22 protein-coding genes are annotated in these 25,148 nt (G+C 46.6%); 1 reads left to right on the forward strand and 21 read right to left on the reverse strand.

From position 1 onward, the window contains the following. Nucleotides 1–73 precede the first annotated feature (73 nt). From thrS to ACP26N_RS11860, 12 genes are all read right to left on the reverse strand, one after another. Complete coding sequence (gene thrS, locus ACP26N_RS11805; protein WP_131502782.1) at nucleotides 74–2,014, reverse strand: threonine--tRNA ligase; 1,941 nt, start codon at nucleotides 2,012–2,014, stop codon at nucleotides 74–76. Nucleotides 2,015–2,335: 321 nt separating this feature from the next. Beyond that, a complete protein-coding gene (gene dnaI, locus ACP26N_RS11810; protein ID WP_131502783.1) occupies nucleotides 2,336–3,253 on the reverse strand; it encodes a primosomal protein DnaI in 918 nt (305 codons plus the stop codon). Between the two features lie 12 nt (nucleotides 3,254–3,265). After that, on the reverse strand, nucleotides 3,266–4,621 hold the full coding sequence (locus tag ACP26N_RS11815; protein ID WP_026827756.1) for a replication initiation and membrane attachment family protein: 1,356 nt from the start codon (nucleotides 4,619–4,621) through the stop codon (nucleotides 3,266–3,268). A gap of 67 nt (nucleotides 4,622–4,688) precedes the next feature. After that, nucleotides 4,689–5,171 carry a transcriptional regulator NrdR gene (nrdR, locus tag ACP26N_RS11820; protein ID WP_114595266.1) on the reverse strand — a complete coding sequence of 161 codons (483 nt, stop codon included), beginning with the start codon at nucleotides 5,169–5,171 and terminating at the stop codon, nucleotides 4,689–4,691. A gap of 13 nt (nucleotides 5,172–5,184) precedes the next feature. After that, complete coding sequence (locus ACP26N_RS11825; RefSeq protein WP_426353896.1) at nucleotides 5,185–5,553, reverse strand: hypothetical protein; 369 nt, start codon at nucleotides 5,551–5,553, stop codon at nucleotides 5,185–5,187. Nucleotides 5,554–5,660: 107 nt separating this feature from the next. Further along, complete coding sequence (gene speD, locus ACP26N_RS11830) at nucleotides 5,661–6,047, reverse strand: adenosylmethionine decarboxylase (RefSeq protein ID WP_114595264.1); 387 nt, start codon at nucleotides 6,045–6,047, stop codon at nucleotides 5,661–5,663. 258 nt (nucleotides 6,048–6,305) lie between these two features. Further along, nucleotides 6,306–7,349, reverse strand: a complete 1,044-nt coding sequence (locus ACP26N_RS11835) for a glyceraldehyde-3-phosphate dehydrogenase (RefSeq protein WP_426353897.1) — start codon at nucleotides 7,347–7,349, stop codon at nucleotides 6,306–6,308. A gap of 176 nt (nucleotides 7,350–7,525) precedes the next feature. Next, nucleotides 7,526–8,113 carry a dephospho-CoA kinase gene (gene coaE / locus ACP26N_RS11840; protein WP_131972398.1) on the reverse strand — a complete coding sequence of 196 codons (588 nt, stop codon included), beginning with the start codon at nucleotides 8,111–8,113 and terminating at the stop codon, nucleotides 7,526–7,528. After that, entirely contained in the window at nucleotides 8,110–8,940 is an 831-nt protein-coding gene (gene mutM, locus ACP26N_RS11845) for a DNA-formamidopyrimidine glycosylase (protein ID WP_426353899.1), read from the reverse strand. The genes coaE and mutM overlap by 4 nt, the downstream gene beginning before the upstream one ends. Nucleotides 8,941–8,964: 24 nt before the next feature. Further along, entirely contained in the window at nucleotides 8,965–11,562 is a 2,598-nt protein-coding gene (gene polA, locus ACP26N_RS11850; RefSeq protein WP_426353901.1) for a DNA polymerase I, read from the reverse strand. 202 nt (nucleotides 11,563–11,764) lie between these two features. Next, entirely contained in the window at nucleotides 11,765–13,498 is a 1,734-nt protein-coding gene (gene pnpS / locus ACP26N_RS11855; RefSeq protein ID WP_131502788.1) for a two-component system histidine kinase PnpS, read from the reverse strand. Continuing rightward, nucleotides 13,495–14,202, reverse strand: coding sequence for a response regulator transcription factor (locus tag ACP26N_RS11860; RefSeq protein ID WP_131502789.1), 708 nt, complete (start codon nucleotides 14,200–14,202; stop codon nucleotides 13,495–13,497). The genes pnpS and ACP26N_RS11860 overlap by 4 nt, the downstream gene beginning before the upstream one ends. Before the next feature lie 215 nt (nucleotides 14,203–14,417). On the opposite strand from ACP26N_RS11860, the gene ACP26N_RS11865 reads away from it, so the two are divergent. Continuing rightward, on the forward strand, nucleotides 14,418–14,849 hold the full coding sequence (locus ACP26N_RS11865) for a divergent PAP2 family protein (RefSeq protein ID WP_369835016.1): 432 nt from the start codon (nucleotides 14,418–14,420) through the stop codon (nucleotides 14,847–14,849). 86 nt (nucleotides 14,850–14,935) lie between these two features. Here ACP26N_RS11865 and ACP26N_RS11870 read toward each other — a convergent pair whose 3' ends face one another. From ACP26N_RS11870 to accD, 9 genes are all read right to left on the reverse strand, one after another. After that, nucleotides 14,936–16,075, reverse strand: a complete 1,140-nt coding sequence (locus ACP26N_RS11870; RefSeq protein WP_131502790.1) for a zinc-dependent alcohol dehydrogenase — start codon at nucleotides 16,073–16,075, stop codon at nucleotides 14,936–14,938. Nucleotides 16,076–16,238: 163 nt separating this feature from the next. Then, the gene (gene mdh / locus ACP26N_RS11875) at nucleotides 16,239–17,171 is read right to left on the reverse strand and encodes a malate dehydrogenase (protein ID WP_426353904.1); all 933 of its coding nucleotides are present in this window, start codon (nucleotides 17,169–17,171) and stop codon (nucleotides 16,239–16,241) included. A 22-nt stretch (nucleotides 17,172–17,193) separates the two neighbouring features. Beyond that, the gene (gene icd, locus ACP26N_RS11880) at nucleotides 17,194–18,468 is read right to left on the reverse strand and encodes an NADP-dependent isocitrate dehydrogenase (RefSeq protein ID WP_026827743.1); all 1,275 of its coding nucleotides are present in this window, start codon (nucleotides 18,466–18,468) and stop codon (nucleotides 17,194–17,196) included. A gap of 70 nt (nucleotides 18,469–18,538) precedes the next feature. Continuing rightward, entirely contained in the window at nucleotides 18,539–19,651 is a 1,113-nt protein-coding gene (gene citZ / locus ACP26N_RS11885; RefSeq protein ID WP_131502792.1) for a citrate synthase, read from the reverse strand. A gap of 217 nt (nucleotides 19,652–19,868) precedes the next feature. Beyond that, the gene (locus tag ACP26N_RS11890) at nucleotides 19,869–20,345 is read right to left on the reverse strand and encodes a DUF441 domain-containing protein (protein WP_165871641.1); all 477 of its coding nucleotides are present in this window, start codon (nucleotides 20,343–20,345) and stop codon (nucleotides 19,869–19,871) included. Between the two features lie 51 nt (nucleotides 20,346–20,396). Further along, complete coding sequence (gene pyk / locus ACP26N_RS11895; RefSeq protein ID WP_131502794.1) at nucleotides 20,397–22,145, reverse strand: pyruvate kinase; 1,749 nt, start codon at nucleotides 22,143–22,145, stop codon at nucleotides 20,397–20,399. Nucleotides 22,146–22,228: 83 nt separating this feature from the next. After that, complete coding sequence (gene pfkA, locus ACP26N_RS11900; protein WP_256442161.1) at nucleotides 22,229–23,191, reverse strand: 6-phosphofructokinase; 963 nt, start codon at nucleotides 23,189–23,191, stop codon at nucleotides 22,229–22,231. 153 nt (nucleotides 23,192–23,344) lie between these two features. Further along, nucleotides 23,345–24,280, reverse strand: a complete 936-nt coding sequence (locus ACP26N_RS11905; protein WP_131502795.1) for an acetyl-CoA carboxylase carboxyltransferase subunit alpha — start codon at nucleotides 24,278–24,280, stop codon at nucleotides 23,345–23,347. Continuing rightward, complete coding sequence (gene accD, locus ACP26N_RS11910; protein WP_131972393.1) at nucleotides 24,267–25,127, reverse strand: acetyl-CoA carboxylase, carboxyltransferase subunit beta; 861 nt, start codon at nucleotides 25,125–25,127, stop codon at nucleotides 24,267–24,269. The genes ACP26N_RS11905 and accD overlap by 14 nt, the downstream gene beginning before the upstream one ends. Nucleotides 25,128–25,148 lie beyond the last annotated feature (21 nt).

Raw genomic sequence — 25,148 nt, forward strand, 5'->3', positions numbered from 1 at the left:
TTCAGACATAGAATCTGTAGGACAAAAAAAGAGGACAGCTGTGAGCCACCCTCTTATTGCTATTACTAAATCCTTATTTTGAACGGTTTGCGATTTCTTGTTCCAAATCACTGACGAACTGTTCCAGTGATGCGTTGCTTGAATCTTTTGAACCGTAACGGCGGATATTGACTTCACGCGCTTCGATTTCTTTATCACCCAGAACGAGCATGACCGGTACTTTGTTGACTTGCGCTTCCCGAATCCGGTAACCGAGTTTTTCATCCCGGAAATCTGTCTCGACACGAATCCCTTTTTTCAAGAGCATCGTTTTGATTTCACGTGCGTAGTCTTCATGTACGCTTGAGACCGGGATCAATTTGACTTGAACTGGTGCGAGCCACGTCGGGAACGCTCCTTTGTACTCTTCAATCAAGTACGCTACGAATCGTTCCATCGTCGAGACAACACCACGGTGTAAGACGACAGGACGATGATCTTGTCCGTCGTTTCCTTTATACGTCAGCTCAAAGCGTTCAGGCAAGAGGAAGTCGAGTTGGACGGTCGACAGCGTTTCATCTTTACCGAGCGCTGTGCGGACCTGCACGTCAAGCTTCGGTCCGTAGAATGCGGCTTCGCCCTCTGCTTCGAAGTACGGCAGTTCGAGCTCATCCATCGTTTCTTTTAACTCACGCTGCGCCATTTCCCAAATCGCATCGTTGTCGAAGTATTTTTCTTTATCGGCCGGATCACGGTACGACAGACGGAACTTGTAGTCTGTGATGCCGAAGTCGGCATATACTTCCTGAATCAAGTGGACGATTGCTTTGAACTCTTCCTTCATTTGGTCCGGACGAACAAACGTATGTCCATCATTGAGAACCATGTAACGGACACGCTGAAGACCTGTTAACGCACCCGACATCTCATACCGGTGCATGCCACCGAGTTCTGCAACGCGGAGCGGTAAGTCACGGTACGACCGCGGTTCATTTTTATAAATCATCATATGGTGCGGACAGTTCATCGGACGGAGAACCAACTCTTCATTGTCCATCTCCATTTTCGGAAACATATCATCTTGATAGTGATCCCAGTGTCCTGATGTTTTGTACAATTCAACCGAACCAAGAACCGGCGTATAGACGTGCTCGTATCCTAGTTCAAGTTCTTTATCGACGATATAACGCTCGACCGTCCGGCGGATGGCCGCCCCTTTTGGTAACCACATCGGTAATCCTTGTCCGACATCTTGAGATGTGAAGAACAAGTCGAGTTCTTTGCCGAGTTTTCGGTGATCGCGTTCTTTCGCTTCCGCCAAGAAATGAAGGTGTTGTTTCAGTTGGTCTTTGTTTGCCCATGCTGTTCCGTAAATCCGTTGCAACATCTTATTTTTCGAATCCCCGCGCCAGTAAGCACCGGCGATGCTCATCAATTTGAAGACTTGTAACTTAGCCGTCGCCGGCACATGTGGTCCGCGGCATAAGTCGAAGAACTCGCCTTGACGATAGAACGTTAAATCCTGATCGGCAGGAATCGATTCAATCAATTCGATTTTAAGCGGATCATTTAATTCCTGATAAACAGCTAATGCTTCATCTCGTGAAACGACTTCCCGCTCAATCGGTAAGTTTTCACCGGCAATCTTATTCATCATCTTTTCGATTTCCGGCAGGTCTTCCTCTGTCAGGCGGCGCTCCATATCGATGTCGTAGTAAAACCCGTTTTCGATCGTCGGTCCGATTCCGAGATGGATCGTTTCGTCCGGGTACAGGCGTTTAATTGCTTGTGCCATTAAGTGAGCAGATGAGTGACGGATTAAATCCAGTCCTTCTTCCGAATCCGGCATGACGAGTTCAATCGAACCATCTTGCTCAATCGGACGACGGTAATCGATGACTTGTCCGTTTAATTTTGCGGCAAACGCTTTTTTCCGTAATCCCGGGCTGATTGAAGCGGCGACTTCTTCAGCTGTCGTTCCGGCTGTAAATTCCTTTACTGCACCATCTGGAAATGTAAGAGCAATGTTTGACATGACTGCTTCCCCCTATAAATTAAAATAAAAAAGACCCATCCCTCAAAAAGGGACGAGTCTCAATCTCGTGGTACCACCCTCGTTCCCGAACATGTTTCCATGCACCGGCTCGAACACGCGATAACGGGCGTGACACGCAAGCGGATTAGCCCCGCTTGAGCTATGAGGGAGTAAAGAAATGACGGATTCCATGAGAAGCTTTCACCATCCTTCTCTCGCTTGTTTGGTCCCTGTTCATTTTTCATGTCCTCAATCGTAGCTGACATCTATACAGATCGTGTCCTTAGTATAGCGAAAGTCGAACTTCTTTGACAAGAGAAATTAATAGCGCCGTCGGTTTTCACCTAAAAACTCGACCGGATTCGTCGTCGTCCGGATCCGTTCCATCAGACGCATCGCTTTTAGTTTATCTCCCTGGTCATTCGTAATCCCGAAATGCAACTCCAGTTCGTCATACGACAGGTTGGAACTGAACAGGGTCGGCAGACGGTGCATCATGCGGTATTGCAGGATGATTCCGAATAATTCATCGCGGACCCACGGACTGATTGACTCCGCTCCGATGTCGTCAATCAACAAAACCGGCACAGTCTGAAAACTTTCCAAAAACGTATCGAAACTGTCCGACCGGATCCGCCGCTTCGCTTCCGAGACGAAACCGGGTGCATGAACCAAAATTGTCGCAACCCGTTCCTTTTTTAATGCATTCCCGATTGCAGCAAGCAAATACGTTTTCCCGACACCAAAACTGCCGTGCAGGTACAATCCTTTGACTTGTTGTTTTGAACGGACTGTATTTAAAAACTGTGAAGCTGCACGCAAAGCGAGCTTCCGGTCCGTCGTCGTCAAATCAAAGTCACTGAAGTTCGCATCCCGGACTTCATCCGGTAAGAACAGACTTTTAAATTTCTTTTCGAGAGCCCGCTCGTTTTCACGGTCGCGTAACGCCTGGGTTTTTTCATAAGCAACCATGATCTGACCTTTTTCTAAATGCAGGACAGGTTGATACCCTTCGATGACGGCCTTCTTTTCAATGATTTGATTCCCGTGCATCTGTTCAGCATACTCGTTTAGTTTCAGCATGCCCCGTTCAATCGTCCGTTGATCAATTTCAGGGTGCGTCCGTAAAAACATGATAACTCCCGGATGTGACAAGACACGCTGATGAATGGCTCGAACCGATTCTGCCACGTCCGGCCGGTTTAAAATCTTTTCAATCGATGATTGGATATGTTCCATCTCACTACTCCTTTATTTGCCTTTGAGTTCCCGCAGAATCCGTTCCATTTCTTCATCATCTGGCACCTCAGCTTCAAAACTGGCTTTTTTCGTCGCTTCATATTGCTGTTGTTTTTCTTTTTCTTCCTGCAACCATTTCGGATTCGGCCCGGTCGCATTGGAACGACCTCTTCGTCCACCGACCGTTTGCCGTGAACGCTCTTGTTTCTGATCCTGCTTTTTCGAAATCAATTCGTCCTGTTCTTTCGTTTTCGCCAATGCTTCGGCTGCCGTGACGTATCCTTTTTGTTTCCAGTCATCCACGATCGAGAGAAGGAAGTTCTTACTGAAACGGTTATCCTTTTTAATGACTAACGCATAATAATAGGCTGCGTTGACGATTCCGGACGACATCTCATAGTCGATGATCAATTGCTGAATCAACTCTTCATCACGCTCCGACAGTGCTTTGACTTTTCTTAGTTTCGCAACGTAATGCTTCGGATGCGTTCCTTCCATCGTCTCCGTTTCGCTCAGCTCCCCGACCTCTACTTCTTCGAGAACGGCAACCTTGGCTTTCTTTTCCCGGCTGAGTTTCTGCTTCGCCGACAGCATCATCTGTTTACACCGTTCTTGCTTTTCACTGTCCGTCATCGGCAAGTACGCTTCATGACGGAAACGGGCGTTCAGGAGTTCTGCCATGAGGGCTTCGTTCGATTGTGTGACGTACGCCAGTTTCAACAACAGATGGTCAATCGATTTCGTATAAAAACTGCGTGGCAAGAAGCGATCGGTTTGGCGTTTCATTTCTTCAAGGTCAAACGAATAATCAAATTCGTAAGCTGCCCGTTCCTGTTTCGCATAGGATTTCGGCTGATGCGCAGAGGCGAGTCCTGCCTTGACGTCAAATACTTGATCAAACCGGACAGTCCGGTCGACGACGTTTTTCGGTAGCGGATCAGTCCGGAAACGATTTTGTAAAGCACGGAAACGAATTTCGCCGACGCGGTAGAACAGTAAGCTCGACAGCACCCCATCGTTTAAAAATGTGTTTGGTGCTAACGGGACACGGATTTGATAGACATAACGGTAAGCGGCCTGTTTCGCTTCAAAGGTCCGGATCAAACCAATCCCCTCGAGCTTAAACAGTTCTTCTTTGAATTCATCGACTGAAAATCCGAGCAGCGTGCCGAGTTCTGCATGCGAGATGTATTGCGATTTCGTCTTACCGGGAATCATCTCGCTCCAAAACGTTTGGTACAGACCAAGCGCTTTCACACCGATAATTGGTTGATACAGATAGTAGAGGGACTGATATGCTTCCCGGTCGACGACACCATTACTCATGATCAAGCAGAGATCGGTCCCTGACAATTCACGTTCCATCATTTGCTTCATCCCTTCTTTCGTGAGAAAAAGAGAGGGCGTTCTGAACAGTCAGACGACCTCTCCTTCATTAGGTTTGATTTTCCCGTTCAGTGTCTTGATGACGTTCCATCAATTCGGATAATTCCTGGAAAAAGACATTGATGTCTTTAAATTGCTTATAGACACTGGCAAACCGGACATACGCTACTTCATCGACAGAAGCGAGTTCATTCAGCACGAGTCGTCCGACCTGTTCGCTCGGAATTTCATGTTGTGCCGTTGCTCGTAGTGTTTTTTCAACCCGGCTGACGACTGTTTCCAGTTGTTCAATGGAAATCGGGCGTTTTTCACATGCTCGGACTAATCCACGCAAGATTTTGTCCCGATTGAATTCGTCACGTGTTCCATCTTTTTTGACGATGATGAGAGGCGTTTGTTCTACCATCTCAAATGTCGTAAAGCGATAGCCACATGATTCACATTCCCGCCGTCTGCGAATCGAACCAAAATCTTGCACGGGTCTCGAATCTAATACTTTTGTCCCGTTATAGTTGCAGGCTGGACAACGCATGTCGTACCTCCATTCACGTAATTTCTTTCGTACCGATCATTTTTAAACGATACGTCGAATCAAGCTCCTGATAAATGGATTCAATCCATTTTTCAAGATCGGGACCAAGCAAACCGTCGCGGTGCAGGAACAAATCAACAGCCGTACGGCCGGATCCCACCATGATGACAGTCGCCAGACCATCTAAGCCAGGTGCACTAAACGCAAGTTCTCCGCGCCCTTGATCGATCCGCTTAACTTTTCCCTGTTGTTTCGTTACTGTCGCTTCCAACCCCGTAAATAGCATCTCTACGGTCGCTGCATAGTAATGGGTCCGTAACTTTTCGTTTTTATGTGTATCTGACGTTTCCATTTGTTTTTGTAACCGTTCTTTCAGTCCCATTCCCTCATCACCCTTTTTCTGTTTTCTTCTACTATTAAGAATAACAGACGTCAGACATATTAAAAAGCCCTCGCCATAAGACGAGGGCTTGTTGATTCGTGTTTTTGTCAGTTAACGTGCTGAACCTTAGCAGCCGGAACTTCAACAGGTCCCATACCACGTGGAATTTCGACATTTTCACGGATTTTCGCATCGAGTCCGTCAGCGATATAATGCGCTGCGATGGCCGGATCGATTCGATCGCCACATGTAAATACATCAACAGATGCATAACCATGCTCTGGGAAACTGTGAATCGTTAAATGCGATTCAGAAATAATAACGACGCCGCTGACGCCGTGTGGAGCAAACTTATGGAATGCGACTTCGCGTACTTCCGCACCTGCTTGAAGTGCTGCATCAACAAAAAGTCGTTCTACAAATTCCATGTCGTTCAATTTTTCAGGATTACAATCCCAAAGTTCTGCAATAATGTGTCTTCCCATAGTATCCATTTGTGGATCCCCCCTACATTCAATGGTCTTCAAAGTAGTTGATCACTTACTTTGCGCCTGAGTCGTTCGCACCCACGGGGGAAAGTTAGTCCAGAGAGGTCCTAACCCTTTAAGCTGCGATTGCCAGACCGATTGAAGTTCACGATTTGAATTATAGCGAGTATCAAAAAGATACACAAGGATAAATTTCGAATTTTAATATATTTTCTCGAAGAAAACGCTCTACAGGTTGCTGTAGAGCGATTCTTCATTATTATTTTATTTTAACTCCAGTTGTTTTTGTTCGTTTCCGCTTGCCTCGATATGTGCACCAACCAGATGAACGAGATCGACGACACGACATGAGTATCCCCACTCATTGTCATACCAAGCGAGGACTTTGACCTGTCGTCCCCCCATGACCATCGTCGACAGACCGTCGACGACTGTTGACTTCTCTTCTCCGTTGAAGTCGATCGAAACGAGTGGTTCCATCGTCAGACCGAGTATTCCGTCGAGCGCTCCGTCCGTTGCCTTCACGAATGCCTCATTGACTTCAGCGACTGTCGTATCGCGGCTGACTTCCACAACCAGATCGACCAGTGAGACGTTTGGTGTCGGAACACGGAGTGCCAGTCCGTTGAGTTTTCCTTCGAGGTGCGGTAAAACGAGTGAAATCGCTTTGGCTGCTCCGGTCGAAGTCGGAATGATCGATGATCCGCAAGCCCGTGCCCGTCGTAAATCCTTATGCGGATTATCGATATTATTTTGATCATTCGTAAAGGCATGAATCGTCGTCACAAGACCCGATTCAATCCCGAACGCCCGGTCGATGACTTGAACGACAGGTGCGAGACAGTTCGTCGTGCACGAAGCGTTCGAGACGATCGCATCCGTCTCGTGATCATACATCTCGTCATTGACCCCCATGACGATCGTACGTAAATCCCCTTTGGCTGGCGCCGTGATGACGACTTTTTTAGCTCCGGCCGTCAAATGTTTTTCAGCACCTGTTTTTGAATTAAACTTCCCGGTTGCCTCAACGACGATATCGATGCCCAGTTGCCCCCACGGCAACTGTTCCGGGTCGCGCTCGCTGACGATTTGAATTTGTCGTCCATTCACCATCAATGCCCCATCAATGATGTCGACTGGATAAGCAAATTTCCCGTGAACCGTGTCATATTTGATGAGATGTGCCAATGTTTCCACCGGATAACTTGCATTAATGGCGACAACCTCACTTTTCCCCTCAGCGATTAGACGCCGGAATACCATTCGACCAATTCGACCAAAACCGTTAACTGCCACCTTGACTCCCATTTTCGGATCCCCCTTCAATGTGACGGATGATGCTCCGTTTACAGATAGAACTATATCATGAAATGTAAGCGATTTCATTACGTAATCTAAAAAAAGTGAGAGAAGTTGGTAACTTTCTCCCACTTTGATTACGAAAACACTTTTCCAGGCAGAAAACCGATCTAAACGGTTTTCCTTTATGCGGAACGAATCGTTTTTAGCCAGTCATCGATTTGCCGGTATAATGCTTCTCGTGTACTTTCATTAGTCAGAACGTAGTCTGCCAAACGCTTTTTCTGCTCGATATCGAGTTGCGCATCCATTCTGGCTTGCGCCTCTTCTGCTGTTAGATGATTCCGCTCCATCAAACGTTGCTTTTGTAATTTAGCAGGGCAATAGACCACTACGACTTGATCGACAAGTTGTTTCCAGTCTCCTTCTAGCAGTAATGGAATATCAAAAACGATGATGGATTGTCCGGCCTGTTCGTTTTGAGACGCCATTTCTAACATCTGTTGCCGAATTTTCGGATGCATCAGTTCATTCAGGATGATCCGCTTTTCATTATCGTGAAAAATGATATCCCCGAGTTTTGAACGAACGAGTTCCCCTTCTGAAAAGGCTGTCGGAAAAGCGGCTTTGACTTCCTCATAAGCCAACCCGCCCGGTTCGATGACTTGACGGGCGACAAGATCCGCATCGATGACGACGACACCCTGTTGTTGTAGATAGGCAGAGACCGTACTTTTTCCGGTTGCAATTCCTCCGGTCAGTCCGATTCTCATAAAGCCACCTGTTGGCATGTCGGACAGAAGTGCGTCCCTCGTCCACCTACTTTGATTTTCTCGATTGCTGTCCCGCACCTCGGACAAGGTGAACCGGTTTGTCCGTACACAGCAAGCTGTAATTGGAATTCACCTTTTCCGGTCGGAGACACATAACTCCGAATCGTGCTCCCGCCGCCTTCAACGGCTTTCCCTAACACATCCACACCGGCAACATGAATCCGTGAGATGTCATCTAACGTCAAAGCCCCTGATTTCGTTAACGGATGGACCCGGGCAGCAAACAACGTCTCATCGACATAAATGTTCCCCAGTCCTAAAAAAATCGATTGATCGAGTAGCGCGGTTTTAATCGGGCTCCGCTTTTTCCGGATCAGGTTTTCAGCCAGGACTTCTGCCGTAAACGTCGGATCAAACGGTTCCCGTTCGAGTTGGGCCAGTGGCGGGACCGACATCGCGGTCTCTTTCTCGCGCAGCTCCATCGTGCCGAATTTCCGGACATCGTTGTAATGCAGTTCCGAACCGTCTGTAAAGCGGAAGATGACATGTGTATGCTTATCCTTCTCAATCGCCTGCGGATAAGGGAAATACTTCCCTTCCATCCGCAAATGACTGACGAGATAAAATCTTTCAAACGTAAACAGTAAAAATTTCCCCCGACGCTCGATCCGTTCGATTCGCTCTTGCTTCAATGCATCAACGAACGGTGCGACTTCCATTCCCCGAATCATCTTCGGATGAAATACTTTGACGGAAGAAATCGTTTTTCCGGAGACCGTCCGTTCCAAGCTTCGTCTGACGGTCTCGACTTCAGGTAATTCAGGCAACTTACTTCCTCCTCTGACCACTTCTTATTTGGTTTCGTACCATGAATGACCGGCATCACCATCAACACGTAATGGTACAGACAAGTGAACCGTCTGTTCCATCGCTTGTTTGACTAGCGTCTTGAGCGCATCCAGCTCTTCATCCGGCGCTTCAAAAATCAATTCATCGTGCACTTGCAGTAACAGACGAGCCTGCAACGGAGATGCTTCCAGGGCGGCATGGACATCGAGCATGGCTTTTTTGATGATATCGGCTGCTGAACCTTGGATCGGCGTGTTAATCGCCGTCCGTTCCGCAAAACCGCGCAAATTAAAGTTTTTCGAATTGATGTCAGGAATATTCCGGCGGCGATTCATCAGCGTTTCGACAAAACCGTTCATCCGTGCTTTCTCAATCGCTGCATCCATGAACAACTTGATTTGCGGGAACAATTCGAAATAACGGTCGATGAAGTCTTGCGCCTCTTTACGTGAAATATTCAAGTTCTGCGACAAACCGTAATCACTGATTCCGTAAATGATTCCAAAGTTGACGGCTTTCGCCTGACGACGCATATTGCCTGTGACGTCATTCGGTGCGACACCAAAGACACTGCTCGCTGTCTGCGTGTGAATATCGGCATCATCCAAGAACGCTTGGACAAGTGTTTTGTCTTCCGACATATGAGCCATGACCCGCAATTCGATTTGGGAATAGTCGGCGGCGTACAAGGACCAGCCTGATTCACTCGGCACAAACGCTTTTCGGATTTTTCGTCCTTCTTCGATCCGGACCGGAATGTTTTGTAAGTTCGGATTAACGGAGCTGAGACGTCCTGTCTGAGCAATCGTTTGAGCAAATCGGGTATGAATTTTTCCGTCTTCCTTGATGACCTTCTGTAAGCCTTCGACATACGTCGATTGCAGTTTTTGCAATTCGCGGTACAACATGATGTGGTCGATGACCGGATGCAGCGGACGAAGTTTTTCTAGTACGTCGGCCGCTGTTGAATAACCGGTCTTCGTTTTCTTGAAGGCAGGTAATTCAAGTTTTTCGAACAGGATGACGCCGAGCTGTTTCGGCGAATTGATATTGAACTCTTCCCCGACTTCCCCGTAAATCAATTGTTCCAAATCGTGTAGACGTCCTCCCAAATCGGTTTGCATCTCCTGAAGTGTTGCCACGTCGACGCGAATTCCGGTCCATTCCATTTCAGCCAATACGCCGGATAATGGACGTTCCAGTGTCTCATATAACTCAAACTGTTGGTTTGCCTTCAGTTCTTCTTTGACTTTCGGGAATAACAGTTCAATCATGCGGGCTTTTTCCGCCAAGTAAGGATGCAACACCTCGTCTGCCGGAGCAAGACGTTTTGCGCCTTTTCCTAAGACAGACTCTTCGTTCGGTGCCATCAGCATATAATGTCCGGCAATCGACGCCAGGGTCGTTCCTCCGCTCAAGTTTAATAAATAACCGGCGAGCAACAAGTCATCGAATGCCGTTAATTTCAGCCCGTGTTTACGTAAAGCGAACGCGACCTGCTTCGCATCGAGGCAAATTTTTTGATGTTCTGATTCAATCCAATTACGGAAGGCCGGATCATGGACAAGTTCCAAGGACGCGACATAAATTTGATTCGGTGTCGCGATACCAAATCCAATGATCTCTTCTTCCATGTAATCTTCACGCAGTTGTTCAACGACCAACACAGCATCTGTAACATCTGTCGGGAAAGAAGTAATCGTTTGGACGTTTAACTGTTCTTTATCCGCTTCTTCAACGACGGGAGCAAACCGGTTCGTTAAGGATTTAAAGCCAAGTGATTGGAACAATGAATACGGTACTTGTGTATCGACGTCACTGATCTGTAAGTCATCGAGTGTGACATCAAGCGGAACGTCCAGCTTGATTGTCGCGAGTTCTTTTGACAACCGTGCCAATTCTTCATTCGCGATGACTTTTTCTTTTTGTTTCCCTTTTAAGTCTTCGACATGTTCGTACAGACCTTCGACTGATCCATAAGCAGAAATCAATTTGACGGCTGTTTTTTCACCGATTCCCGGAACTCCTGGAATATTATCGGATTTATCGCCCATCAAACCTTTCAGATCAATCATCTGAATCGGCTTTAATCCGCCGTAAGTTTCAGCAAATAATTCTTCTGTCATACACAGAACGTCTGTGATACCACGCTTCGTAATCAACACTTCGACCTGATCCGTCACGAGTTGAAGTAAATCCTTATCTCCCGTCACGATTCGGATGCGATCAGCCGGCATCGTTTGTGCCAATGTCCCAATCAAGTCATCCGCTTCGTAGCGGTGAAGTTCCATCATTTGAATGCCTAACGCTTCACAGATGTCCCGGACAATCGGAAACTGTTCCCGGAGCTCTGAAGGCGTCTTTTCACGACTGCCTTTATATTCTTGGTACACGTCATGCCGGAACGTTTCGCTTGATGCATCAAATGCGACGAGCATGTGTGTCGGTTGTTCCTCTTCAAGTAATTTCAACAACATCATCGTAAAACCGTAAGCTGCATTCGTATTGCGTCCTTGCGCATCCGTCATCGGTGGTAACGCAAAAAAAGCTCGATACGTCAGTGAATTTCCATCAATCAATAAAAGTTTGTTTTCCATCATCTACGCCCCTTTGGAAGATTTTCTGTTCTTATTGTATCACTCTACACACATTTGTTCGCTAAAAAAGCAGACAAAAAAAGACGACCGGCTAAATAGCCAGTCGCCACTGCGTGTCCCGACATGGGAGCTGAACCAGTCGAGGCACAGATGATGAAGAAGGTACTTTAAGCATACGATTATTCTGTAAAGGAAGTATGAACCCTCATCCCTTTTTTGGTAAACGTATCGTAAAGGTCGTCCCGACATTTTCCTCGGATTCAACCTCGATTGTCCCATGATGAAGATCAATGATATGTTTCACAATTGCCAGACCAAGACCGGTCCCGCCCGAATTTCGACTCCGCGCCTTATCCACGCGGTAAAACCGTTCAAAAATCCGTTGCATCTCTTTTGGATGAATCCCGATTCCATCATCCTTGATTCGGAGCATGACGGCTTCTTCCCCGTCCTCTAGACTGACCCAGACATTACCGCCGTTCGGCGTATAGTTCAAGGCATTCGCGACAAGATTGACGACGACTTGCTTTAAACGATTTAAATCCGCCCGGATAAATACTTCTTCTTCTGTCTCGAGATGAATCGTCATCTGCTTTTCCGTTGCTTTTCGTTGTAACAGTGTTTCAGTTTCACGGAGTAAACTCGTAACGTCGACAATCGTCGTCTCCAGCTGATAATTGTCCTGTTCGAGACGCGACAGTTCAAGTAAATCTTCGACCAGCGTCTGCATCCGCTCTGATTCATCGTGGATGATGTTCAGGAACTGCTCCCTGATTTCCGGTACGTCTTGTGCTCCATCGAGCAGTGTCTCCGCAAATCCTTTGATGGAAGTCAACGGTGTCTTCAGCTCATGACTGACGTTTGCAACGAAGTCTTTACGCATCTGTTCGAGCTTTTTGATTTCTGTAATATCGTTAAAAACGACCGTCGTCCCTTGGACACGTCCATTTTTCCCGAAAATCGGTGCTGCACTGACCATAAAGGTCCGACTGTTTAAACCAAACCGGACACTTGATTGTTTCCGGTTTGGTTTTTCCGTCAAGTAGACATCTTCAATCACTTGACTCATCTTTTCATTTGGTAAGACCCGGTAATACAATTGTCCATTTGATTGACCATAGATATTGAACATTTCCCGGTACGTTCGATTGACAAGCAAGACATAGCCTTTTTCATCAATCAACATCAAGCCGGCACCCATGTATTCAATCAGTGACTCAAGTCGCGCCCGTTGCATCGCTTCGCCGGAAGACGCATTCTCTAGGTTCCGGGCCAACAGATTAATGGATTTCCCGAGATCTCTCGATTCATCCGGTGCCGTCAATTCGTAGACACGTGATTTATAGTTCCCGTGTGACAACTCGTATAAGACTTCTGTCGCTTCCGCAATCGGTCGTAAAAAACGTTTTGTCGAACTGTAGACAGCGAAGAAAATAATACAAAGCGAAGTCAGAAGAGATAAGATGATGACGGTCCAAATCCGCGAATAAATCATGTTCAAATCTTTTGTATAGCGGATGAAACTGATGTAGACTTCTCCACCGTCAGCCGTCAGGACGGGTTTCGTATATTGAAGACTCGTTTCATCGACTTTCGATTCGAATGTGCCATCGTTTGGGATGGCAGAAAAATTAATGGCCCTAACGTTTAGCTTCGTGACATCGACCGGGGTTCCGGCAATGATTTCCCCGCGACCGTTAAATAAAATCATGTCGAAATTCGATTCAGCATACATCTTATCGACGTAGGCTGCCATATCCGGCACTGTCCGCTCCCGTAAAATGGACTCCACAAGTGAAGTTTCATCCACTAATTTTTCTTTTTCATTATTGATATAAAAATCTTTAAATGATTGTCCAAGCAAAAAGCCCAGTGCGATTAAGACCAGGCTGATGAAAGACAACATTTTCAGAATGAATCGTTTGCGGTATTTACTCATTCCGCTTTCGGCTCCTCCATTTTGTAGCCTAATCCGCGAATCGTTTTAATGTAGATCGGCTTTTTCGTATTCGGTTCAATTTTTTCTCGAACATGACTGATGTGCACATCAACGATTCGCGTATCCCCAACGAAGTCATAATTCCAGATGGCGGACAACAATTGGTCCCGCGTCAAAACACGTCCTTTGTTTTTTGCGAGATATACTAACAGCTCAAATTCCTTTGGTGTCAATTCGAGTCGCTCTTCCGCCTTGAATGCTTCGTAGTTATCCGGTACGATTTTGACGTCTCCAATCAGGATCGTTCCATCCGTCACTTCTTCCGCGACATTCTGCTGGTTCATTCGGCGCAGGATGGCTTTAACACGGGCGACGACTTCACGCGGACTGAACGGCTTCGTCAAATAATCATCTGCTCCGAGTTCCAGTCCGAGCACTTTGTCAAACTCATCATCTTTTGCCGTCAGCATTAAAATCGGGGTATTGATTTTTTGTTGGCGTAGTCGCTTGCAGACTTCCAGTCCATCCAGTTCCGGTAACATGAGATCCAGGACAATTAACGCTGCATCTTGTTTCTCCGCTAACTTCAACCCTGTCATTCCATCATGGGCCGTTTCAACAACAAAACCGGCTTGCTCTAAATTAAATTTTAAAAGTGTGGCAATCGAGAGTTCATCATCAACAACGATTATTTTATCTTTCAAGACAGTTAGCCTCCTCAGCACATTTCATCTTTGAATGAGGAATTCCGTGGAATCCGCTTCTTCTGTCTTCATCTTAACGACTTTCGCTACTAAACCACAAATCTTTCTGGTCTTTCTTTACATAATCTTTAAGGTCGGACACTTTCTTCCAGTAGTTTCCCGTGTTGAAATGACGGAATTGGGGAAACAGTTACATATCGTGATTATGTGGAGGAATGAATATGGAATGGAATCACCCGTTGTTTGCAGCAATTACGGCCTGGTTTATCGCACAAGCCGCCAAACTCGTCACCGGTTTAATCAAAACAAAAAAATTTGACCTTGAAATCATGTTTGCTTCAGGCGGCATGCCGAGTTCACATAGTTCGACTGTCGTCGCACTGGCTGTCGTGATTGGTTTTCAAGAAGGCTTTAGTTCTTCCCTGTTCGCACTTGCCGCCATTTTCGCTGTCATCATCATGTACGATGCGACCGGCGTTCGCCAAGCCGTCGGGTTACAGGCTAAGCTGTTAAATGATTATTTCAAAGGAATCCGGCACAAGACACCTCTGCTCAATGAACTGGTCGGACACACCGAGTTTCAGGTCTTCGTGGGTCTTCTGCTTGGTCTTGCCGTAGGTTTCCTTTGGCCCGTCTTGTTCTTTTAATCATGACGCCCACACGGTACATCAGATATAATTTTTCACACAAAAGACCGCTTCGGATGTCAGAAGCGGTCTTTATGCTGGTTGCGTTATGGTTTTAAGATGACTTTAATGCACCCGTCCTCATGATCGTTAAACGTTTGGTAGGCATGGGCTGCCTGTTCCAAATCAATTTTGTGCGTAATGATATCGGTTGGATCAAACTCCTGATTGATGATTTTTTGGAACAATTCGGGCATCAGATGAACGACCGGAGCCTGTCCCATCTTTAGCGTGATGTTCCGCGTAAAGAAATCTCCGAGCGGGAATTGATTGTATTTTTTGGCATAGACACCTGTCAATTGGACCGTTCCAAATTTCCGAACAGCATCTTTCGCGATATTGATGGCACTCAACGTTCCACCTTGCAAACCGATTTTTTGTTCCACTTTTTCAACAGCCGACATCTTACCGTCCAGTCCGACACAATCAATGACGACATCTGCGCCGCCCTGAGTCAGTTCCTTCAGATATTGACCGGTCTCTTTGTGATCCTGCAAATTGACCGTTTCGACGCGGTTCGTCATCTTGGCATGATTTAACCGGTATACTTGCTGATCAACGGCAATGACCCGTTTTGCTCCTTGCATCCAGGCAAATTTCTGTGTCATCAATCCGACCGGCCCCGATCCGAGAATGACGACCGTATCCCCTTTTTTAACGCCGGCATTCAAAACACTCCAGTAAGCTGTCGGAATGACATCGGACAGGAACAGTAAGGCTTCGTCTTCCAGTTCACAAGACTCCGGAACAACGAGTGGCATGAAGTTTCCAAACGGGACTTTTAAGTACTCTGCCTGACCGCCCGGATGTCCTCCGAATTCTTCCGTAAATCCGAAGTATCCGCCTGTATCGACGTGCGGATTCCCGTTCGAATTGTCGCATTGACTCTCCATATCATGTTCACAAAAGAAACAATGTCCACACGCGACGTTGAACGGCAGGACAACTCGGTCTCCGCGCTTGACCTTCGTTACATCCGGACCAACTTCTTCAACGATTCCCATCGGCTCATGTCCAATGACATAATCTTTTTTTGCCGGCATATTTCCTTGATAGATGTGCAAATCTGACCCACAGATGGCAGTTGACGTAATTTTGACGATGATATCATCGTTCTTCTCAATCGACGGATCCTGAACATCTTTCACTTCGACATTTTTTGTACCTTGATACGTAACGGCGCGCATGAAATTTCCCCCTTTAAAGTTTTAAAAAACAGGTATACTGTAAAGGTTTACCCTAAAAAACAGGCATTCATGTTACATGTTTCTTACAAAAAGAGGATTTTTTAATCCAATACAAAAAGACACCCAATCTTTTGATTGGATGCCTTGTTTACTAAAATTGAAGTCAGAGCATTTCCAACACAGAACGGACCGTTGAAACGGATCGATCCAGCCCTTGCTTTTCTTCTGACGTCAAGTCCAACTCCAGTACCCGTTCCACGCCGTTCCCACCAAGAATGGTCGGAACACCGAGATACAAGTCCTCATACCCGTATTCTCCTTCGAGATAGGCAATCGCCGGCAAAATTCGCCGCTGATCTTTTAGAATTGCTTCCACCATCTCGACGATGGCAGCTGCCGGTGCGTAATAGGCCGAACCGTTCCCGAGTAACTGAACGATTTCACCGCCGCCTTTGCGTGTCCGTTCGACGATGGCAGCTAATCGTTCCGGTGTCAGCAGTTTCTCCAGCGGAATTCCGCCCGCGTAGGAATAACGTAACAACGGTACCATATCGTCGCCATGCCCACCGAGCACGAATCCGGAGATATCCTTAACGGAGACATTGAGTTCCATTGCGACGAACGTCCGGAAACGCGCCGTATCGAGCACACCGGACTGACCGATGACGCGTTCTTTCGGAAAACCGGATGCTTGAAAGACGGTATACGTCATCGCATCGACAGGGTTCGTCAACACGATGATGATCGATTCCGGTGCATGGGTCACGATTTCTTTCGTGACGGCTTTCATGACGTTTGCATTCGTGCTGACAAGATCTTCACGACTCATCCCCGGTTTTCTGGCAATCCCCGCCGTAATGACGACGATGTCAGAATCTTGAATGTCTTGATAATCAGATGTCCCGTTGATCCAGGCATCAAAACCTTGAATCGGTGCTGTTTCCTGCATATCAAGTGCTTTTCCTTTGGTCGCGCTTTCCTGTTGCGGCATATCAACGAGCACGATATCCCCTAACTCTTTTTGAGCGAGGTACAGTGCTGTTGTTGCCCCTGTGAATCCGCTCCCGATGACCGAAATCTTTTTTCGTCGATTCATTGCCCCGTCCCCCTATTCAAGATTACATATTCTTGATGAGTTCATCTGCGAATTCAGAACATTTCACTTCTGTCGCACCATCCATGAGACGTGCGAAGTCATATGTGACGACTTTATTTTCAATTGATTTTTCCATTGATTGAATGATCAAGTCTGCAACTTCATTCCATCCAAGGTGACGGAACATCATTTCTCCTGAAAGAATGACAGAAGATGGATTTACCTTATCAAGTCCCGCATATTTCGGTGCTGTACCGTGAGTCGCCTCGAAGATCGCGTGACCTGTCATGTAGTTGATGTTAGCACCAGGTGCAATCCCGATTCCGCCGACTTGTGCTGCAAGCGCATCAGAAATGTAATCACCATTCAAGTTCATCGTTGCAACGACATCGAATTCTTTTGGACGCGTCAAGATTTGTTGTAAGAAGATATCAGCAATCGAATCTTTGACGATCAACTTGCCCGCTGCTTCTGCTTCAGATTGTGCTTTGTTCGCTGCATCAGCGCCTTCTTCATCCTTGATGCGGTCATACTGGTTCCATGTGAAGACGTGTTCTGCATATTCACGTTCTGCGAGTTCATAACCCCAGTTTTTGAATGCACCTTCTGTGAACTTCATGATGTTCCCTTTGTGAACGAGCGTCAATGAAGCACGTTTGTTTTCGAGTGCATATTCAATCGCTGCACGGACAAGACGTTCTGTTCCTTCTTTTGAGATTGGTTTGATCCCGAGACCAGACGTTTCAGGGAAACGGATTTTGTTGACACCCATCTCTGTTTGCAGGAAGTTAAGTAATTTTTGTGCTTCTTCGCTGCCTGACGCATATTCGATCCCAGCGTAGATATCTTCTGTGTTTTCGCGGAAGATGACCATGTCTGTATCTTCTGGGCGTTTAACCGGTGAAGGAACACCTGTGAAGTAACGGACCGGGCGAAGACATGTATATAAATCAAGTTCTTGACGAAGCGCAACGTTTAACGAACGGATTCCGCCGCCGACTGGTGTCGTGAGTGGTCCTTTGATCGCGATGATGTGTTCGCGGATCAGGTCAAGTGTTTCTTCTGGAAGCCAGTTGCCTGTTTTGTTGAATGCTTTTTCTCCAGCGTACACTTCTTTCCATTCAATCTTTTTTTCACCGTTGTATGCTTTTTCGACAGCAGCATCAAAGACACGAACTGCAGCATTCCAAATATCAGGTCCAGTGCCATCACCGATGATGAACGGAATGATTGGAGCGTTTGGTACGTTAAGTGTGCCGTTTGTTACCGTGATGTTTTCGCCTTGAATTGTAGCCATTTGTAAAATCCCCCTTGAATATGATTGATGTCATCAAAAAGCAGGAGAGGATTTCTCCTCTCCGTCTTTTTTAACGTTCGTTCATGGACACGTATGTCCGGTGTGTTTCACCAATATAATCGGCGCGTGGACGAATGAGGCGGTTGTCACTATACTGCTCTAAAATGTGCGCTAACCAACCTGACATACGACTGACGGCAAAGATTGGCGTAAACAATTCCGTATCAAGTCCAAGTGCATGGTATGTGGAAGCGGAATAGAAATCGACGTTCGGTTTCAATCCTTTTTCCGATTGGACGATTTGGTCAATCTTGACTGACATCTCGTACCATTTCGGTTCTCCGATTTGAGCTGTCAATTGACGGCTCATCTCCTGGAGGTGCTTCGCACGCGGGTCGCCGTCTTTGTAGACACGGTGACCAAAGCCCATGATTTTTTCCTTGTTCTTAAGTTTATTATGAACATACTCGTCAACCTTTTCAACTGAATCAATTTCAAGCAACATGTTCATGACCGCTTCGTTCGCTCCACCGTGAAGCGGACCTTTCAAAGCACCCATGGCAGCTGTGACGCCTGAATAGACATCTGACAGGGTTGCAACACAGACACGTGCTGTAAATGTTGAAGCGTTCAGTTCGTGATCGGCATGCAAGACGAGTGCTTGGTTAAAGGCTTTTTCTGCTACTTCTGTCGGCTCTTCGCCTGTCAGCATGTAGAGGAAGTTTGCCGCATAAGAAAGACCTGCTTTCGGTGCAACCGGCTCTTGACCTTTTTTGATTCGTGCATACGCTGTTACGAGTGTCGCAATCTGTGCCTGGAGTTTGATGGCTTTAGCGTAATTCGCCTCTGTCGACATATCTTCAGCCGATTCATCATATAATGCGAGTTGTGATAAAGCCGTGCGAATGGCTGACATCGCGTTGGCGGTTTTCGGCGCCACTTTTAATGTCTCGAGAACTGCTGGTGCGACCGTTGCTTCAGCAATCAAAGCTTCTGACAGTTGCTTCAGTTCGTCTTCTTTTGGTAAGCGGTCATTCCAAAGTAAAAAGACCACTTCTTCAAATGAGGCGTGCTCCGCCAAATCATCAATTGTATACCCACCATACGTCAACTGACCATCAATGATCGAACTGATCTTCGATGCTGTCGCGACGATTCCTTCTAAACCTTTTGTTTGTGTCATACAAAAATCCCCCTTTTTTTCCCCCAGAAATTTAAAACGCTTTCATTTCCGTATTGAAAAAAAGACGTCTACGCAAGAGTCGTTCCCCACTCTGAACCGTTTGCTCTTGAATAGACCATCTTGTTTCTGTTCTTAGTATAAACAAAATTAACCAAAAAGTGAACGAACTTGCATACTATTATCAAAAAATTAATTCAGTTCACTATTGTTACATAATTTAACCACTGATTGTTTTAACGATGATATCCCACATTCCGATGACAAGAGCTGCAATTCCTGCTCCGATCAAAGGACCAACCGGTACACCGCGGAACAGTCCGACTGCAAGAATCGTTCCGGCAAGCAGTGCTGTCGTGACGAGTGGATCTTCCTTCATCAGACCAACGCCGTGGGCTGCAATGATGGCTACAAAAATCCCTGCTAAAAATGAAATGATCCCGATATGTCCCCGGATACTGTTCAGTAGTTCTCTAAATCCGATGTCTCCCGTTGCAATCGGTACTAAAATCGCCGCCGTGATCAACGTGACCCCCCATGTGATGCCTTTCGCCTGTAACGACGGGAACAGGCGACCGTCGAGCCCGATTGCTTTGATGATGAGTAAAAATGCAGCCGCAATGATCAACGATTTATTTTGAGCGATGACACCAATCAACACGAGACCAATCAAAAAAAGATAGGCTTCCATGTTCAAACCCCCGATTTGAAAAAACGGACATGGCTTTCGCCACATCCGTTTCATTGATTATGCGTTGTACAATTTACCTGTTAAAGGATCGATTGAAATACGTTGACCATCCGTGAAGATTGTCATGGCATTTTCAACACCGACGATAACCGGTTTACCGAGTGAAGGACCAACGATTCCAGCATGGCTTGTCAATCCGCCGTCTACTGTGACCATTGCTGCAGCCATCTCGATTGCAGGCATCATATCGCGATCCGTTGAGTTCGTGATCAGAATCATACCTGGTTTTGCTTTTGCGTTTGCTTCTTCAGCTGTATGAGCGATGACGACTTCGCCAACGACACCACGTTCACCGATTCCGCGACCGTTTGTGATCTCTTTACCGACGATATGGATTTTCAACATGTTTGTCGTACCTGCCGTAAGAGCCGGGATACCTGCAGAGATGACGACGAGGTCACCGTCTGTAACGAATCCTGCTTCTTTTGCTGTATCAGCAGCAAGTGTCAACATGTCATCCGTGTTGTCTGACAAATGATCGACAACGATCGGGTAAACACCCCAAACGATATTGAGTTGACGTGCAACACGCGCGCTCGGTGTAACGGCAACGATGTTTGGCTCTGGACGGTATTTTGAAATCCGGGCAGCTGTGTAACCAGACTGAGTCGGTGTCAAGATTGCTTTAGCGTCCAGGTTGATCGCTGTATGCGTAACTGCTTGAGCGATTGCATCCGTCACAGTGTGCTCACTGCGTGTTTGACGATCTTTCAAGAGCATTTTGTAGTCAAGCATTTTTTCTGTGCGCTTCGCAATCGTATGCATCATTTGAACAGACTCAATTGGGTAGTCCCCGGCTGCTGTTTCACCTGAAAGCATGATCGCATCTGTTCCATCAAGAATCGCGTTTGCGACGTCTGATGCTTCGGCACGTGTCGGACGTGGGAAACGTTGCATCGAGTCAAGCATTTGCGTTGCTGTGATGACCGGTTTACCGTAGTCATTACAAATTTTGATGAGATCTTTTTGTGTTGGTGTAACTTCTTCCGTCGGAATCTCGATTCCAAGATCACCACGTGCGACCATCAAACCGTCTGAAATCGCGATGATTTCTTCGATGTTGTCGACACCTTCTTGGTTTTCAATTTTCGGGAAGATTTTGATATGACTTGCATTGTGTTTTTCGAGCAATTGACGAATCGCAACGACATCAGATGCGCGACGAACGAATGAAGCAGCAATCAAATCGATGTCGCTTTTGATTCCGAACTCGATGTCTGCGATATCTTTGTCTGTCAAAGCAGGTAAGTTAACTTTTACGTTTGGTAAGTTAACGCCTTTTTTCGTTTTGATGATTCCTTCGTTTTCGATGTCACAAAGGAGTTCACGGTTTTCGAGTTTTTCTGCGACACGAAGTCCGATTAATCCGTCATCTAACATGATCATCGAACCGACCTCGACATCATCATATAAACCATCGTACGTGACAGAGAACTTGTCTGCTGTTCCGACGATTTCGTTCGCGTCACCACTGACGACGATGACTTGTTTGCCGCGTACGAGAAGAGCTTTGCCTTCTTCAAATGTATGCGTACGGATTTCAGGACCTTTTGTATCTAAAAGAATCGTAACTAATTTATTTGCTTCTTCTGCTGCACGGCGGATGTCCGTAATACGGGCACCATGTTCTTCATAGTCACCGTGTGAGAAGTTCAAACGAGCGACGTTCATACCCGCTTCAATCATTTCTGGAAGACGTTTTTCTGACGCCGGTCCAATCGTACATACAATTTTAGTTCTGCGCATATTCCATAAACCTCCTACAATGTTTGGCTGTTCAATCACAATGCCAATAAAACCTATTCTACTCCGACTGATATCGGTCGATCTTAAATTGATAGTTGTTTTGACAACTCTAAGATTCCAAGATCCAGTTCGTGTTTGTTTTCGTCCAATGCCTCATCGATATCAAGATCAATCATCTTGCCACCGCGTACCCCAACGACACGTCCTTGCTTACCTTCAAGCAAGATGTCGATTGCATAAGCACCCATCCGGCTTGCCAATACACGGTCAGCAGCTGTCGGCGCACCACCGCGTTGAACATGACCTAATACTGTGACACGTGTATCAAGTCCTGTTTCTTTGGCGATCTCGTCTCCCACATCCTGCGCGCGTCCGGCACCTTCTGCCACGATGACGATCGAGTGTTTTTTACCACGATTGACACCGCTTTGAATCCGGTTTAGGACTTCTTTTAAATCTTCTGGTCGCTCTGGGACCAGGATTGATTCCGCTCCGCCGGCTAATCCAGCATAAAGAGCGATATCCCCTGCGTCGCGTCCCATGACTTCGATGACATACGTCCGCTCATGCGACGACGCTGTATCACGAATCTTATCGATCGCTTCCAGTGCCGTGTTGAGTGCTGTATCGAAACCAATCGTGTAATCCGTACCTGGAATATCGTTATCGATCGTTCCAGGGAGACCGATTGTCGGGAAACCAAGTCCCGTCAATTTTTGGGCACCACGATAAGACCCGTCACCACCAACGACAACGAGTGCATCAATTTCGAATTTCTTCAGATTGACGACAGCTTTCGCACGTCCTTCTTCTGTCCGGAACTCTGGGCAACGTGCAGAACGAAGGAATGTTCCGCCTCGTTGAATGATGTCACCGACTGAACCAAGGTTCAATTGGACGAGATCTCCGTTAATCAGACCTTGATATCCGTTATAGACGCCAAATACTTCCAGTCCATGAAAAATCGCCTTACGTGTTACAGCACGCACTGCAGCGTTCATGCCGGGTGCGTCGCCTCCACTTGTTAAAACAGCAATCCGTTTCAAACTCACGTTAATCACCTCTCCATTAATCTTAGTCTAAAATAGCACGTAGTTTTGTTGTTTTACAACAGGGCAGACTGCATAAACTTTCTACAGCAGTTTGTTCATCCTATCACGAAATAAGGAATGCCAATCATGATAGCGATTACATGCAGGTTATGTGCCAATTTGGTGATATTTTTCTGTGCGCTTCTCGATTAACTGCTCTGGTGTCAAACGGGTCAGTTGGGCAAGTCTTTGTTCTAGAACAGATTTTACTTTGTCAGCCTGTAATGAAACATCTAAATGCGCTCCACCGATGACTTCCGGGATGATTCCATCCGCGATTCCAAGTCGAAGTAAGTCCGGCGCCGTAATTTGCATTGACTCTGCCGCTTTTTCAGCAAGACTCGCATCTTTCCAAAGAAGGGCAGCTGCACCTTCAGGTGAAATGACGGAATACGTGGAGTTCTCTAACATCAACAACTGATCACAGACACCGATTCCAAGTGCTCCACCTGATCCGCCTTCACCGATGACGATAGAAATAATCGGGACCGGCATTCCGGCCATTTCAAAGAGATTCTTCGCGATTGCTTCGCTTTGTCCCCGTTCTTCCGCTGCCCGGCCGGGATACGCGCCTTTCGTATCAATGAACGTGATGATCGGACGATTGAACTTCACCGCTTGTTGCATCAATCGTAAAGCTTTTCGATAGCCTTCAGGATGCGGCATACCGAAATTCCGGCGGATATTTTCTTTCGTATCTTTTCCTCGCTGATGACCAATGATTGTCACGGCTTGACCATTCAGCATCGCAATTCCTCCGACGATTGCTGCATCATCGTAACCGTGCCGGTCACCATGTAATTCAATGAAATCGTCACAGATCAGACGAACATAATCAAGTGTCGTCGGACGCTCCGGATGCCGTGCCAGTTGGACACGGTTCCACGCTTTCATATTCCCGTAAATATCGAGTTCTAATCGACGTAGCCGTTCTTCCAATAAATTCAGCTCTTCTTTAAAATCGAGCCCTTGTGTCTCTGCCATATCGTGCAGTTCTAATATTTTTTCGCGCAATGCGATTACTGGTTGATCAAATGGTTGCATGATTGGTTCCCTCCGAGTGCATCATCAGAATACGTGTGTAGTAGGTTTTCAAGTCGTGTCGCGATACGACATCGTCGAGTTGTCCCGCCTGCAATAAAAACTCTGACGTTTGGAAGTCTTCCGGTAATTTTTCACGAATCGTCTGTTCAATGATCCGGCGACCGGCAAAGCCGATCAAGGCACCGGGTTCTGCAATATTAAAATCACCTAACATGGCAAAACTGGCTGACACGCCACCTGTCGTCGGGTGTGTCATACATGAAACGTACAATAATCCGGCATCCGAATGTTGTTTCAGGAATAAGCTAGATTTCGCCATCTGCATCAGGCTGACCATTCCCTCTTGCATCCGTGCTCCACCGGAAGCCGAAAAGATCGTTACAGGCAACCGTTCTTTCGTTGCATAACGGATGGCTTCTGCAATCGCAGCTCCGACTGCCGCTCCCATTGAGCCCATCCGAAAACGTGCATCCATGACACAGGCTACAAGCGGATATCCATTCACTTGACCAACACCGCAGACAATCGCTTCTTCAAGTCCTGTCCGTACTTGATCTCCTTTCAGCTTTTCCGGATAATCCTGAAAATCGAGTGGATCTGCCTTCACTGCCGGTAAATCGAAATACGTAATCGTTCCCGCATCAAACAATTGTTCAAATCGTTCGGTAGCAGTTAACGGATGATGGTAGCCACAGACACAGACTTTTAAATTGGCTTCGAGTTGTTTCGTATATTGAATCAGTTTGCACTTCGGACATTTCGTCATTAAACCAACCGGTACATCGACCCGTTGTTCTTTTGATGTCAAAGTGACAAATTTTTTAGGTTTTCGAAAAAATGCTTGCACGTTAGTTCCCCCTTGTGGTTC

The organism is Exiguobacterium sp. R-39, assembly GCF_049942815.1.
In the GTDB taxonomy this organism is placed as follows: domain Bacteria; phylum Bacillota; class Bacilli; order Exiguobacteriales; family Exiguobacteriaceae; genus Exiguobacterium_A.